Source organism: Sulfuracidifex tepidarius (assembly GCF_008326425.1).
Lineage (GTDB): Archaea > Thermoproteota > Thermoprotei_A > Sulfolobales > Sulfolobaceae > Sulfuracidifex > Sulfuracidifex tepidarius.
In genome coordinates this window covers 1,177,086-1,190,506 of the sequence record NZ_AP018929.1, presented here as the reverse complement: position 1 = coordinate 1,190,506, position 13,421 = coordinate 1,177,086, and the positions used below count along the sequence as shown (strand labels likewise).

15 protein-coding genes and 1 pseudogene are annotated in these 13,421 nt (G+C 42.8%); 11 read left to right on the top strand and 5 right to left on the bottom strand.

Annotated features, from left to right (window positions below):
* The first annotated feature begins 24 nt into the window (after positions 1-24).
* Positions 25-624: a hypothetical protein gene (locus IC007_RS05795; protein WP_054845657.1), complete on the top strand. Its 600-nt coding sequence runs from the start codon at positions 25-27 to the stop codon at positions 622-624.
* Here IC007_RS05795 and leuS read toward each other — a convergent pair.
* Positions 592-3,417, bottom strand: coding sequence for a leucine--tRNA ligase (gene leuS, locus IC007_RS05790; RefSeq protein ID WP_149528488.1), 2,826 nt, complete (start codon positions 3,415-3,417; stop codon positions 592-594). The genes IC007_RS05795 and leuS overlap by 33 nt on opposite strands.
* Positions 3,418-3,506: 89 nt before the next feature.
* Here leuS and IC007_RS05785 point away from each other — a divergent pair, with 89 nt between their 5' ends.
* Positions 3,507-4,034, top strand: a complete 528-nt coding sequence (locus IC007_RS05785; RefSeq protein WP_054845656.1) for a cob(I)yrinic acid a,c-diamide adenosyltransferase — start codon at positions 3,507-3,509, stop codon at positions 4,032-4,034.
* Here the strand turns inward: IC007_RS05785 and IC007_RS05780 are convergent.
* Entirely contained in the window at positions 4,010-4,975 is a 966-nt protein-coding gene (locus IC007_RS05780) for a TIGR00269 family protein (protein WP_149528487.1), read from the bottom strand. The genes IC007_RS05785 and IC007_RS05780 overlap by 25 nt on opposite strands.
* Positions 4,965-5,255 (bottom strand): DUF211 domain-containing protein, encoded by a 291-nt coding sequence (locus IC007_RS05775; protein WP_054845655.1) that lies wholly within the window; start codon positions 5,253-5,255, stop codon positions 4,965-4,967. The genes IC007_RS05780 and IC007_RS05775 overlap by 11 nt, the downstream gene beginning before the upstream one ends.
* Positions 5,256-5,565: 310 nt before the next feature.
* Between IC007_RS05775 and speD the strand changes: the two genes are divergently transcribed.
* The 3 genes and pseudogenes from speD to IC007_RS13825 all read left to right on the top strand — a co-directional run bounded on the left by speD (position 5,566) and on the right by IC007_RS13825 (position 6,851).
* Entirely contained in the window at positions 5,566-5,940 is a 375-nt protein-coding gene (gene speD / locus IC007_RS05770) for an adenosylmethionine decarboxylase (protein WP_054845654.1), read from the top strand.
* A pseudogene (locus tag IC007_RS14075) lies at positions 5,925-6,032 on the top strand (NAD(P)-binding protein); the annotation flags it as partial. The gene speD and the pseudogene IC007_RS14075, both read left to right, overlap by 16 nt.
* Before the next feature lie 255 nt (positions 6,033-6,287).
* Entirely contained in the window at positions 6,288-6,851 is a 564-nt protein-coding gene (locus tag IC007_RS13825) for an NAD(P)/FAD-dependent oxidoreductase (RefSeq protein WP_232049029.1), read from the top strand.
* Here the strand turns inward: IC007_RS13825 and IC007_RS05760 are convergent.
* Entirely contained in the window at positions 6,825-7,025 is a 201-nt protein-coding gene (locus IC007_RS05760; protein WP_054845652.1) for a PolB1-binding protein PBP2 family protein, read from the bottom strand. The two genes, IC007_RS13825 and IC007_RS05760, sit on opposite strands and share 27 nt — an antisense overlap.
* A 36-nt stretch (positions 7,026-7,061) precedes the next feature.
* On the opposite strand from IC007_RS05760, the gene IC007_RS05755 reads away from it, so the two are divergent.
* A complete protein-coding gene (locus IC007_RS05755; protein WP_173569913.1) occupies positions 7,062-7,964 on the top strand; it encodes a UbiA family prenyltransferase in 903 nt (300 codons plus the stop codon).
* Here IC007_RS05755 and IC007_RS05750 read toward each other — a convergent pair.
* Positions 7,894-8,835, bottom strand: coding sequence for a hypothetical protein (locus tag IC007_RS05750; protein WP_149528485.1), 942 nt, complete (start codon positions 8,833-8,835; stop codon positions 7,894-7,896). The genes IC007_RS05755 and IC007_RS05750 overlap by 71 nt on opposite strands.
* A gap of 33 nt (positions 8,836-8,868) precedes the next feature.
* Between IC007_RS05750 and IC007_RS05745 the strand changes: the two genes are divergently transcribed.
* From IC007_RS05745 to ilvC, 5 genes are all read left to right on the top strand, one after another.
* Positions 8,869-9,633, top strand: coding sequence for a GTPase (locus tag IC007_RS05745; RefSeq protein WP_054845649.1), 765 nt, complete (start codon positions 8,869-8,871; stop codon positions 9,631-9,633).
* A 4-nt stretch (positions 9,634-9,637) separates the two neighbouring features.
* Positions 9,638-10,129 (top strand): magnesium-dependent phosphatase-1, encoded by a 492-nt coding sequence (locus IC007_RS05740; RefSeq protein ID WP_054845648.1) that lies wholly within the window; start codon positions 9,638-9,640, stop codon positions 10,127-10,129.
* A gap of 201 nt (positions 10,130-10,330) precedes the next feature.
* Positions 10,331-12,049, top strand: a complete 1,719-nt coding sequence (locus tag IC007_RS05735; RefSeq protein WP_149528484.1) for an acetolactate synthase large subunit — start codon at positions 10,331-10,333, stop codon at positions 12,047-12,049.
* On the top strand, positions 12,027-12,425 hold the full coding sequence (locus IC007_RS05730) for a hypothetical protein (RefSeq protein WP_054845647.1): 399 nt from the start codon (positions 12,027-12,029) through the stop codon (positions 12,423-12,425). Before IC007_RS05735 ends, IC007_RS05730 begins: the two co-directional genes overlap by 23 nt.
* Complete coding sequence (ilvC, locus tag IC007_RS05725) at positions 12,406-13,404, top strand: ketol-acid reductoisomerase (protein ID WP_370685232.1); 999 nt, start codon at positions 12,406-12,408, stop codon at positions 13,402-13,404. The genes IC007_RS05730 and ilvC overlap by 20 nt, the downstream gene beginning before the upstream one ends.
* Positions 13,405-13,421: the final 17 nt, after the last annotated feature.

Genomic DNA, 13,421 nt, shown 5'->3' with positions numbered 1-13,421 from the left:
CTTTTTCCCTCATTTATTTTATACATGAAGTTCATAGACTTCATCCTGGGACAAAGGGCTAGCGTGATATATTCGTACTATAAGCTAGTTAACACCGCAGTCGTTGTGAACGTGGGAAAAGCACTTCACGATAAAGGTGAAAAAGTTTGCATCGTCAACGGGGATAATTTGAGCAAAAACGTAGACCTAGAATTCCCCATCCAGTGCGACGAAACCTCTACAGTCCTAGCTTACGAGATTGAGGACAAGGCTTTAGTCCCTAACAGATTTTTCATACTCACCACTTTCGATAGAAGGTTGAAATTCAAGAATGTGACGGAGATCAGCGTGGATAAAATAGGACAGAACTTGTATTTCGCTTCTAGCGAAGAAGGATTTAGATTCAGGATTTTAAACGGAAATATAGTTGACGCAGAGCTTAGCTCCATCGAGAATGAAGTCCTATCTTTTTTAGGCGAGTTCGGCACTTCCACTATAAAAGAAATCTGTGACGTGCTGTCGCCCAGAGCTAAGACAAGTAGGGACGAGATTAGACAGGTCCTTTTTAGGATGAAGAAAATGGGCATGATCAGGATAGAGGGGAACCGAGTCTCAATCGATAATAATGGCAGGCTTCATGGGTAAAGGTTCCTTCTTGAACTTCTCCAAGTCTTCCTTATCGTAAGACCTTATCTCCACTTCTATTCCCAGCTTAGCCTTTAGGTAAGGAGATATCTCCTTAGCTATATCGATCTCATTGAATTGAAGCTTGATGAACTTCTTCAACTTCTCATCCATGGTCATAGCGTAGTTGAAAACCTTTTGGGCATACTTCATCTCAGCCTTGGATGGCTTAACACTGCCCATGAAGCCTTTCATTCCTTCTCCTCTCTCTATAGACATAATCGCTTCCCTCAACATCCTGAACTGACCTTCGTTCGAGACCAGTATAGTTGCCTTGTTAGGCTTCCCCTTATAGATAGAGAGAATGGATTTCACGTCGTAGACTAGCCTCTCCAGATATTCATGTTCCATTTCAGCTACCTCGTCAATTAATTTGAGATCTGGTTTCACCCAGGGTTCGGTTACAACTAGAGATTTGTTTCCCAGCTTATGCCACATCTCCTCGGCGAAGTGGGGCGAGAAGGGAGCTATGATTTTCACCCAGTCAGAGACGATGTGCCTCATAAGCTCGCCGTTTGGAGACCTTCCTTCGCTCTTAACTAATTCGAAGTACTCCTGAAGTTGTGAATTCAACACGAAGACCGCCTCATTGAACGCGTCTCTGAAATTCATCTCCTCCATGTACTTAGTCACGTCTCTTTCCATGGAGTTGAACACGGATGAGATCCACCTCTCTGGAAATCCGTGCTGATCTGATGTGAAAGAGCTCAACTGTTCCGCCAGTTGGAGGAAATATCTGTAAGAGTCACCTATGCTCTTCACTAGGCTTTCAGAGAAGTTGACGTCGCTTCCCATATCTGCCGTTGCAGAGAGAACAGCCCTAACTAGGTCGGCGCTGTACATTCTTATGCTCTTTCTAAGCGGGACTATGTTTCTAAGGCTCTTACTCATCTTCTTCCCTTCATAGAGTAAAAGACCGTTCACAGCAACGCCCCTGGGCCACTTCTCCTCTGGAAATATCCCTGCATGATTGAATATGAAGAAGCTCAAGTGGTTCGGAACCAAGTCTCTTCCACTGTGCCTGAAATCTAGTGGATACCAATAGTTGAACTCCTTCCTTAGTTCCTCTATTACGTCCTTATTTATCCCGGTGATGGATGATATTTCGTCCAAGTCTCCTATCCCTAGCATCACATAGTCCCAGAATTCGGTCTTCATCTGAGACGGAAGGATCTTATACTCCCTTATTTTGTGAGCTACGGTATAGAACGCCATGTAAATGGTAGAATCGCTCAGACTCTCGATTATCCACTTCTTGTCCCAAGGTAAAGGAGTCCCCAATCCACGCGTCCTTGCGCATGCCCTCTTCTCTAGCCAGCCTAAAGCATACTCGAACTCTTTTCTCGCCTCTTCTGGAATTACCCTCATTGAATAGAGAAGTTTCCTGGCTAAGGACTTCCACTCCTCGTTTCCGTAGTCTAGGAACCATTGATCCTTTAATATCTTCACTACAACCTCATTTCCGCACCTACAGTAGACCGGTCTGTTCATTATCTCGTATATTTTTCTACCAAGACCTGAAGATATTATGAAGTCCGTCACTAGCTTCCTCGCTTCGGGTACACTCATCCCTACTATGGGCTTTAGGCTCTCGACGTATTCTGCTTTAGCTAGATTGAGGACGTCATCCCTGACCTTTCCTTTGTTGTATTCCTGCCTGTATAACTGTTCAGTAAGCTTCTGTAGGTCCTCTTTCCCAGACGGGTTGTTCTTCTCAACCAGGTCACTTGCTGGTATTTCCGAGTATCCATCTAATTTAACAACTGGAATAATCTTTAAATCTGGTTTTACTTTTTTGACGTAGAAGTAGTCAAAGGGTGCATGCGCTGGAACGCTCATGACCACTCCTGTCCCCATCATAGGATCAACGAAGTCAGCTCCGAGTATGGGAACCTTTGAACCAGTCACAGGGTTCACAGCTTCTCTTCCTTTCAGTTCTGAGCCCTTGATCTCGTCTATCTCTTTCACGTTATCGGTTTGGAAGGAGAATTTCAGCGCAGCCCTTTCTGACACCAACATTTTCTTCCCGTATGCCTCAATTACCTTATACTTCTCGTTAGGGTTTATCCAGATTGCTACAACACCGAAAACAGTTTCGGGTCTCAATGTGGCGGCCGGGAGGACTAAGTCGCCTGAGTTAAAGTATATCAGAACATACTCCCCTATTTCCGGCTCCATGTCTCCTTTCGTATCATGCATGCCCACGGGGATGTTATGAACTGGACACCAACCGACGGGATGAGTATCCCTTACGATATACCCTTTATCATGCAATTTTTGGAATTGCCATAACACGAAAGTAGAGAATTCTGGATCAATGGTAGTGAATTCTCTTCTCCAATCGATGCCTAGCCCGAGTTCCTTCATTGCCTTCTTTATGTCTTCCTTAAAGTATGTAGCCATAAACAGAGGTTCCGAAAGCTTCGGTATTACGCTGTCTGGGATTTCGTATATTTCCTTAAATATGGAGATTAGCTCCTTATCACCCTTCGCAACGTCATCTGCCATGGCTATGATCGGCGTACCGGTGAAGTGAAAAGCCATGGGAAATAGCACGTTGTAACCGGCCATCCTCTTGAAACGCGAATACACGTCAGCAGTGACGTAGGATCTTCCGTGACCTATATGCATAGGGCTATTGGGATAGGGAAACGCAGCAGTAGAGTAGAACTTAGGTTTAGACGGATCAGGGTTACCTTGGTAAACTCGTTGCTTATCCCACTCCTCCTGCCATTTAGGAGCTATCGAATTCAGGAAGCTTATAAACTCGCTTGATGAGATTACTCGTCACCATAGTGAAGTAATGCAAATAAATTATAAACATTATATTTCCTATTCATATAATGTTCACTAAAAAGGGAGACTCGGGAGAGACAGACGTAATAAGAAAGAGAGTAGGGAAAGACTCTCCTTTAGTTAACTTCTTGGGAGATCTAGACGAGCTTAACTCTTTCTTGGGGTTGGCTTACTTAAGGACTAAATGGGACGACATGAGGAACGATATAGGCAGAATGCAGGATGAGATCTTCATAATAGGTGAGGACGCGTCAACAGGGTCAAATAAAGTAAACCAAGACTTCGTGAAATGGATAGAGGAAAGGACAATAGAGTATAGAAAGGAAACCGGACCGGTAAGGCTCTTCGTTATACCCGGAGGAAGTGAAAGTGGGGCTTCAATTCACGTGGCTAGGGCTGTCTGCAGGAGAGTTGAGAGGAATGCAGTCAAGTACTCAAAGGAGCTAGAACCTTTCAACAAGTGGATAATAGTCTACCTCAACAGGGCTTCATCAATGCTTTTCTCAATGGCTACAGCATCTAACAAGAGAGATAACGTGCAAGAGAGGATTCACGACATTGGAAGGTACTTCTGATATTGGGGGAGTAACCCAGATCGTATTAAGAGTTCACAGTTCTTGCAAATTTTCCTACCATAACTTGTGGGGTCTCCGCATATTTCGCATCTAGGTAGTTCCTCAAACTTTGAGGAAGACCTAATACTCTCGGACACTTTATCGAACTCATCTATGATGTTGAGTAGAGTGCCCGGTCTTTGCTCCTCAAGGGAATACATGAGCTCTCTCACCTTGGCCCTCAGCGTTGGCCTAGTAATTATGTGAGGACACTCCACCTCCTGGAAGGAGTAACCTTTCAAATAGGCGTACATAGTCGTCTCCCACTCATATATTTTCCTCAATGGCTTAACCCTAGTAACGAAATTTTCGCTCACCTTCATTGGGCTATCTCCTATCCTCACCAGCCTGGTTAGGTCTCCTCTTATTAGGTTTATCATGATTGTCTGTACCTCATCGTCAAGGTTATGTCCAGTTGCCACGAGGTCTGCGCCTGCAAGCTTACCGGCATTGTTTATGAGCTTCCTCCTGAAACCTCCACAGAAAGTACAAGGGGAAACATTCAGTCCTTTAGCGTTGGAAGAGTTCACCATCTCGTCTAGTGTAAACCCTACGTCCTTCTTGAACGAGGTGGATATCAGTTCAACGCCCAGACCTTTCATATAGCTTGCTAATTTATCCGCTTGTTCCTTTCTGTTGTAACCAGAGATACCCTCGACTATATTGAACGCGACTATCTTAGACGGCGAAATAAGGGAGGAGAGAGTGTCCACCAACACTAGGCTGTCTTTGCCTCCTGAAACTGCCAGCAATACTTTCCTTGCTTCGGTTATGCCTTGTTTCTTAGCTTCCTCGGCGACTCTCTTTTTTATATCGTTAAAGAAGCATTCTTTACATAGAGACCTGCCAGTGTGCGCCTGAAATATAACTGCCTCTTCCTTACCACACACTTCACATTTCATCCCTTCCTCTCCTGCCCTCAACCATTTTCGATCCGCTTACAACTTCATCTATACTGTGAATTGCACAGCCTTCCTCTTCAAGGGTGTTCTTTACGTTATCGAAATCTATGTTTTCACCCTCAACCACTATCATGAGACCCATGGTCTCTACGTCCATGTCAGTTACGCTTATGTTTACTCCATCTATACCACGATGTTCAACTATCTTTTCTGCCAATTCAACGATTGATATCCCTTTAATGGGTTTCAGAACATCCAGAACAAGTCGTTTTATAGCCAACTCACATCAGATGATAATATATTTCGCTGTCTACGTTAAAAGTTTTCCACAACTGTAGGCTCACGCCTAGTAAGATAAGATTTTAACTGTATTTATAGAAATAAAGTAGATTATATATTATACAGGATTAATATCAAAGTAGATAGATTACTAGCTCTTAAGTAAAAAGATCATTAAGTTATTACCTTTAAACAAGCGACATCTTTTAAGCAAACATTATCTGAAATGTCACGTTAAAAAAGAAAATCATCAATTAACTTTAAATAGGAAGGGGGGTACGCTATAAGATAGCATCGGGGGGTGAGAGAATATGATGGGGGCAGAGGTAAAATATGTTCCTAAGGTGGTAGGGAAGCAAGTATATGGGAGCCTTTACGAATGCGATGAAGACGTTTTAAAGGATACTCAAAAACTACAGGAGATCGTAAGACAAGCATCAAAAGAGGGCAATATGACTCTGTTAGACATAAAATCATGGAAGATAGGAGAGGGAGTAAGCGTAGTTGCGATAATACTGGAAAGCCACATCACAATCCATACTTGGCCTGAATACAAGTTCGCTACAGTGGATGTTTATTCATGTGGAGCTCACACAGATCCGAAGAAAGCCTTCTATTATATTGCGGAAGAACTAAAAAGTGAGAGATATGAGATAAAAGAGGCTGATAGATCATCGGAGTTTTAATAATAGGAGGAGGAATAGCAGGAGTCCTACTTGCATCCAAGCTTCAAAATCAAGGTTTTTCCACAATAGTTTTTGATAGAAGAAGATTCTCTGGTAAAAAGTGTACTGGAGTAATAAGCCAGTCAACTTTCTCCAAACTTGGAGTTAGCAATGAATTCATAGATAGAGAATTCAAAAACATCATTATAAATTATAAGAAGAATGAAGTTTTCATTTCTACTAACGTTGTCAGGTTCAATAGAGCTAAATTTGAGAGTGAAGTTTCAAGGAACCTGAAAATAGAGAGGAGAAACGCTACAATAACACAAAGAGGAGTTAATGCAGACGGGCAGTCCTATGAAGGTGAGGTGGTAGATTGCTCTGGTTGGAAAGGTAGTGCGAAGTGGATCAAGGCAATAGAATTACTAGTTGACAAAGATTTAGGCGAAGACATAAGGGTTTACCTAGATGAGAGGAACACCGCAGGCTTCTCATGGATAGTACCATTACCTTACGGGTCTCTAGTAGGAGCTATCTCATATGGAGATCCTAGAGCGTTTCTCCCTAAGGTTGATGGAAGGGTAACCGAAATACACGGAGGCGCTATTCCAAGACCTAAACCCAAAAAGTTGAGCGGAAAATCTTTAGGAGATGTGACTGGGAACATTAAAACATTTACGGGAGGGGGCATATTCGGAATTTCTATGCTAGCTGACCCTCTGGTACGTTATATAATAGAAGGAGATAGAGAAGAATATGAAACTGAATATAAGAAACTCTCGGGAGAAATAGAAAAACAGTTCAGGCTAACTTCCGTCCTCGAGAAGACATGGAAGTTAGCCCTCCTCAGTTTAAGGTTCTTCAACGGGAGGACAATAAGAGCATACGAAGAGTTCGACTTTCATTCACTTCTTCCCTCTATTCCTCACTAGGTTATAACAGCCTTCCCCTTTCTCTATGAAACCTTCCTGAATGAGTTTCGAGATGACCTCTTCTGGGTTCCTGATGCCTTGGGTTCTGAGTTCCTTTACAGCAATTATTTCTCCAACGGAAATATAGGTAGAAAAGTATTTCTTAGCAACCTCAATTTCCTTCTCTGTCAACATAACAAACTTTTAAGGTCTGCGTGATTTAACGTTTTCGTGGATCTTAAGGCATTACTTAGACTTGTGAGGATACACAACGTCATAGGAGCTATGTTAGGAGATCTCATGGGGTATCTGGTGTCATCTTTTTGGAACATAGACCCTTTCAAGGTCGTCGTTTCCATGGCCGTAGTTGGTCTAGTTGCCGCAGGAGGCTACGTTATAAATGACTACTTCGATATAGAAATAGATAGGATAAACAAGCCTGATAGGCCTCTACCTTCAGGTAAAATAAGTGAAAGGACTGCTATGGTCCTTGCACTGGGCATGTTCGTGTTGGGAGACGCATTTTCCATAATGTTAGGCCCTCTGCCTTTGGCTTTGGCATTATTTACCTCTATAATGCTGTATTTCTACGCGAAGGACCTAAAGAAGACAGGAGTACCCGGAAACTTGACCGTCGCGTTAACTAACGGACTTTCAATATTCTACGGTGGAGCGGCCTTCATGGAAGGAGAGTGGTTTATTAGAGTCGTCCTCCCCTCGTTCTACTCTTTCTTCCTCACACTTGTAAGGGAGTTTGTAAAAGGGATAGAAGACTACGAAGGAGACAAGGCCAATAACGTTAGGACACTAGCTGTAACTTCAGGGGTCGAAAAAGCATGGACGATAAGTAAGACCTTTCTTGTATTAGTCCTTGTTATCTCACCTTTACCAATTTTCTTCGGGTTCAACTTCATTTATCTCGCTATACTTGTCCTGGCTTTCATTCCATCAGTGATAATCTCTATCATGCAAAAACCTTCTATAAGCTCTGCCTCTAAAGCCAGAGGATATCTAAAGATATCTATGCTCACTGGGATACTTGCGTTTCTATTTGGTAGTATCCCTATTCCAGAGGCTTATCTATTACAATTCTCATTCCAGATTTTACTCCTACTACCCTCAAATTTACATTGAGTAACTTCTCCCCCGCCTTGTCCACTTTCTCCCTCAACTCCTCGTTTGGTTTCACCGACGAGTAAACCTTGAAGAATTTAGTAACGCCATTTACAGTTAGATTCATGACCATTTTGTCTAATTGGACATCACTTTCGTTTCTAACGCTCAAAAAAATGGAACCGTCCTTGTGGGTCACTTGAGGGCTTATCCTAATTTCAGGCGAAGCAACTGAAAAAGTGCCATAAAAGAACACCAGCGTAGAGTTACCTTCCTCATTAGCTACCTTCAATTTGCCCTCCGTGGTTATCTCAAGCTCGTCAGACTCCATAAAGTAACTTGAGGTGAGGACGTCCTTAGCCGTGAACACCTTAGCTGAACCTTTCTTTCCTCCTAAAACCAAAATCCCCTTACCTATATTCTCCAGCTCCATAGTCTCCCTGTTTCCTAGCATGACTGTCCCTGCGTTAAGCTTGTAGTCCGTTTTCAGATCGTCGTCTTTGTAGAAGGAGACAACAGTAACGTTAATTATGTTCATGGAATCGTTAGAGGATCTTACAAAGTTCAGCTCATTCCTACCCTTCTTCCCAAAAGGTGAAATATCGTAAATTATCGTGGAGAAAACACTATTGCCGTCGGTTATCTCAACGTTTGGTTTGAATTCCTTGCTTAGAGAAAAGTCATTGAGCCATATTCGAAGCTTCGGCATCACCGTGAAGCTCCTCTCAGCTGAAGCTATCATGTAAAGCTTTAAGGGTTCTTTTTCAAGCTCAAACGTATAAGACACGCTCCTGTTTGAATCCCTTAAACTGATCCCTTTAGTAAAAGATTGAACTTCGATCGAACCGTTAAAACAGCCCTTGTCAAATAGTGGTAAGTCTCCTTTCGGCATATATTAAAGTCTGGAATAGACAAAATAAAATGAATGTTGAGCAAAGTCCTCGCTTCAATAAGGAGAGTAGATGCCATAGTTGAGGTCCTTGATTCTAGGGAACCCGACTTAACTAGATCTAGGGAGATAGAAGGATATGCCATAAAGAACGGGAAACAAGTGATACTCGTACTTAATAAGATAGACCTCATTCCGAGAGAGGTAGCAGACAGATGGAAGGACTACCTCTCGAAGGACTTTCCCACCATATACGTCTCCACAAGGATGAGACAGGGAACTAGGATACTCAGGGATACAATAAAGGAATCCCTAAAAGGGGAAGGAAAGGTCGCCTTCGTTGGGTATCCAAAGACCGGTAAGTCGTCTATCATCAACGTACTCAAGGGGAAGAAAGCTGCCTCTGTTTCCACACAACCCATGTCAACTGGTTTCACCAAGGGAATACAGTTAGTTAAGATAGACTCTAAGATATATGCAATTGATACTCCTGGAGTGATTCCCCCACACGGAAATCCGTTTGAAAAAGCGATAAGAGGAACTAATCCAGATAACCTAGATAATCCTATTCCTCCTGCTGTCTCGATTCTTGAGAAAGCATTTCAAATATCCCCAGCGCTACTCGAAACCACATACAAGGTCAATTATATTTCCCCTATGCAGTTCCTTCAAGACTTAGCAAAACATAGAGGATGGATAGACAGGAGCGACAAGGAACCTGACGTAGACCTTGCTGCTAAGACGGTAATTAAGGACTATCATAACGGAAAAATAACTTATTATACTCTTCCCCCAGAATGACCTGATGGCTAAAGTAGTAGTCTTCGACGCTGATAAAACACTTTGGGACCACTATAACATTTCTGAGTTCGTCGAACCTCTGAAGAGAATTTCTACTGACGAAGTAGAAGATTCTACAGGAAACAAACTAAAGTTGTTCCCTCATGTTAGATCTTCGCTTCAGGAGCTTAAAAGGAGAGGCTTCATAACAGGTATGGCTACGTGGAACTTACCTGAGAAGACATCCCAAGTTCTCAGAACATTAGAGCTTCAAGACTTCTTCGACGTAATCATTTCCAGACCTTTTCCATACAAGTTCATAATGTTAGGTGATATCCTCATAGAACTTAGGAGAAGAGGTCTTAACGTAAGGAGAGAAGAAGTCGTCTTCGTTGATGATAGAAGGATTCATTTCGGAAACGTATGGCTTTACTTACCTGGAATACAATGCATGGAAATGTGGCACGATATTCAAGATCATATGGACATGTTTAAAATTTTAGAGCAAGAGGATTGAATGATTTTTAAAATAATATCATATATCTTAATCCGAAGATATAGTAATGCTTAAAACTGATTACTCTTCACTTACTTCCAGTGAAAAAGGATGATGGGTGGCCGTATCCTCCAAGTCGGATACTAAATTCAAAACTCCTTCTAAAGGAAACCCCTTCGTGGGGTCAATTGGAAAAGAACTATATAAAAGAGGTGAAAGGGAATGCCAACAGGAGCTAGATTAACTATAGATGCTTTAAAAAGAGAAGGAACAAAGGTCATTTTCGGAATACCTGGCCTATCTAATATGCAACTCTACGATGCTTTCGTTGAGGACCTAATGAATGGCGAGTTAAGGCACGTATTGATGAGACATGAACAAGCAGCAGCGCATGCAGCTGACGGATATGCAAGGGCTTCTGGAATACCGGGGGTATGTACAGCTACATCTGGTCCAGGAGCCACGAATCTAGTGACTGGACTGATAACTGCGTACTGGGATAGCTCTCCGGTAGTTGCGATAACTGGGCAAGTGCCTAGATCTACCATAGGCAAAATGTCCTTCCAGGAGGCAGACGCTGTAGGTTCGACCGAGGATGTAGTAAAGTATGCCTATCAAGTTAGAAAATTTGATGAAATTCCTGCAGCAATAAAGAATGCCTTCTATGTTGCAAGTACTGGAAGACCTGGACCTGTAGTTGTAGACATACCACGTGATATATTCTACGAGAAGTCAGACGAGATCAAATGGCCTGAGAAGCCCACAATCAAGGGATATAGACCTTTCAGAACAATTATAGATCCAATCTCGATCAAGAGAGCAGCTGAGATGTTGATAAACGCCGAAAGACCGGTAATAATGACAGGTACAGGAGTAGTATGGTCTAACGCGACGAAGGAAGTATTGGACTTAGCTGAGACATTGATAGCACCTATAGTCTCAACCTTACCAGGAAAGTCAGCCATACCGCATGACCATCCGCTCTACTTAGGTGCAATGGGCTACTACGGCAGAGCGGAAGCTTCAATGGCTGCCTTAGAATCTGATTTAATGTTCGTGATAGGAGCTAGACTGAGCGACAGGACTTTCACTTCCTACGATGAAATGGTAGAGACTCGCAAGAAATTCATCATGATAAATATCGATCCAACAGATTCTGAAAGAACAATAAAGATGGATGTGTCCTTATACGGAGATGCGAAAATCCTACTGAGGGAAATCTATAACGCGGTACTCAAGTTGGGAAAGAAGAACGACCATTCAGCGTGGATGAAGAGAGTGAAAGAGCTGAAAGAGTACTACTCACAGTTTTACTTCAATGACGACAATACTAAGCTAAGGCCTTGGAAGGTATTGAAGACTATAAGACAGAGCCTACCACGTGATGCAATAGTTACCACTGGAGTTGGGCAACATCAAATGTGGGCAGAAGTGTTCTGGGAAGTGCTCGAGCCTAGGACGTTCCTAAGCTCCACTGGAATGGGAACTATGGGATTCGGTTTACCTGCCGCAATAGGGGCTAAATTAGCCAGACCTGACAAGGTAGTAGTAGACCTAGACGGAGACGGTTCAATGATGATGACAGGAACGAACTTCGCCACTGCGGTAGACGAGCATATACCAGTCATTTCAATAGTGTTCGACAACAGATCCTTAGGTCTAGTGAGGCAAGTACAAGATTTATTCTTCAATAAACGTGTAGTAGGTGTAGACTATGGCCCGTCTCCAGATCTAGTGAAGTTCGCAGAGTCATTCGGAGCTCTAGGATATAACGCAACGACCTATGAGGAGATAGAGAAGTCAATAAAGAGCGCAATAAAGGAAAACCATCCAGCACTAATAAGAGTGCCTATAGACAAACAGGAGCTGGCATTACCAACCTTACCACCAGGAGGAAGACTTAAGCAGGTGATCGTAACTGACCCAAGAAAAAGTAGTTAGAATCCTAGGCTATTACCACGACGCTAGTTACTTAGAGAGGATAGCGTCAAACCTAAGGAAATTGTTAGTAGACATAGACTGGATCTACGGCAAGAAAATAAATGACGAAGGTCTTTATGAAATTTACATGGGAATTCCCTATACCAACAACTTCGAGATAGCTGTAGCTAACTTAAGCAAAACTGTAGAGGTAGAGAAAGTTGAGGTTCTAGAAGATGCCAAGGTCGAGCCTTACATAGCGTCTCATGACGGTACCATAAGGAGAGGAAGTGAGGAGGAATGGAACGATGGAGAGAACCTCATAATTTATGTACCAGTTTTTTCTAAAGTAGTCGGATACAGTTGGGGTGATAAATATAGCAAAAATCTACACTGATAAAGATGCGTCTCTAGACGCTTTGAAAGGCAAGAAAATAGCAGTCTTAGGTTACGGAAACCAAGGAAGAGCTTGGGCCTTGAACCTAAGGGATTCAGGCTTAGACGTAACAGTGGGGCTCGAAAGGCAAGGGAAGTCATGGGAAAAAGCTACAAAAGACGGGTTCACCCCCGTCAAGACTGACGAGGCTGTCAGGAATGCAGAGGTTATAATATTCCTAGTTCCCGATATGATTCAAAGGACGATCTGGCTAGAGAAAGTGAAGCCTAACATGAAGAAGGGAGCTGACCTAGTATTCGCCCACGGGTTCAACATACACTTCAGAATGATTGAACCTCCCGCAGATTCTGACGTTTACATGGTCGCCCCTAAGGGACCTGGAGACACAGTAAGGGACTACTATGTTGCGGGTGGAGGAGTTCCAGTTTTAGTCGCAGCGTACCAGAACGTTTCGGGGAAAGCCATGGAGAAAGCACTTGCAGTTGCTAAGGGAATAGGCGCTACTAGATCAGGAGCACTGGAGAGTTCCTTTAAAGAAGAAACTGAAACTGACTTAGTTGGAGAACAGACTATCCTAGTGGGAGGAATAATGGAACTAATGAGAGCGTCTTTCGAAACCCTCGTTGAGATGGGATATCAACCAGAGGTCGCATACTTCGAGACAATAAATGAGGTAAAAATGATAGTCGACATAATACACTCTAAGGGACTCAGCGGAATGCTTAGGGCAGTATCTGACACTGCTAAATACGGTGGAATGACAGTAGGGAAGAAAGTGATAAACGAGGATGTGAGAAAGAGAATAAGAGAAGCCGCGGAAAGGGTAAGGGACGGCCAGTTTGCTTCCGAATGGGTTGAGGAGTATAACAGGGGAATGCCTACAGTAGTGAATGGACTAAAAGAGGTAGACAATAGCCTAGAACAGAAGGTAGCAAATGAGCTGAGAGATCTAATAGAGAGAGGAAAACCTAAAAAATAATCAATAACAATATATAA

What these genes read in the sequence shown, in the direction of transcription:
- IC007_RS05745 (WP_054845649.1), top strand. Translation starts at nt 8,869, where the DNA reads ATGTTGAGCAAAGTCCTCGCTTCAATAAGGAGAGTAGATGCCATAGTT.
- IC007_RS05795 (WP_054845657.1), top strand. Translation starts at nt 25, where the DNA reads ATGAAGTTCATAGACTTCATCCTGGGACAAAGGGCTAGCGTGATATAT.
- IC007_RS05740 (WP_054845648.1), top strand. Translation starts at nt 9,638, where the DNA reads ATGGCTAAAGTAGTAGTCTTCGACGCTGATAAAACACTTTGGGACCAC.
- IC007_RS05750 (WP_149528485.1), bottom strand. Translation starts at nt 8,835, where the DNA reads ATGCCGAAAGGAGACTTACCACTATTTGACAAGGGCTGTTTTAACGGT.
- IC007_RS05780 (WP_149528487.1), bottom strand. Translation starts at nt 4,975, where the DNA reads ATGAAATGTGAAGTGTGTGGTAAGGAAGAGGCAGTTATATTTCAGGCG.
- IC007_RS05735 (WP_149528484.1), top strand. Translation starts at nt 10,331, where the DNA reads ATGCCAACAGGAGCTAGATTAACTATAGATGCTTTAAAAAGAGAAGGA.
- IC007_RS05760 (WP_054845652.1), bottom strand. Translation starts at nt 7,025, where the DNA reads ATGTTGACAGAGAAGGAAATTGAGGTTGCTAAGAAATACTTTTCTACC.
- speD (WP_054845654.1), top strand. Translation starts at nt 5,566, where the DNA reads ATGATGGGGGCAGAGGTAAAATATGTTCCTAAGGTGGTAGGGAAGCAA.
- IC007_RS05785 (WP_054845656.1), top strand. Translation starts at nt 3,507, where the DNA reads ATGTTCACTAAAAAGGGAGACTCGGGAGAGACAGACGTAATAAGAAAG.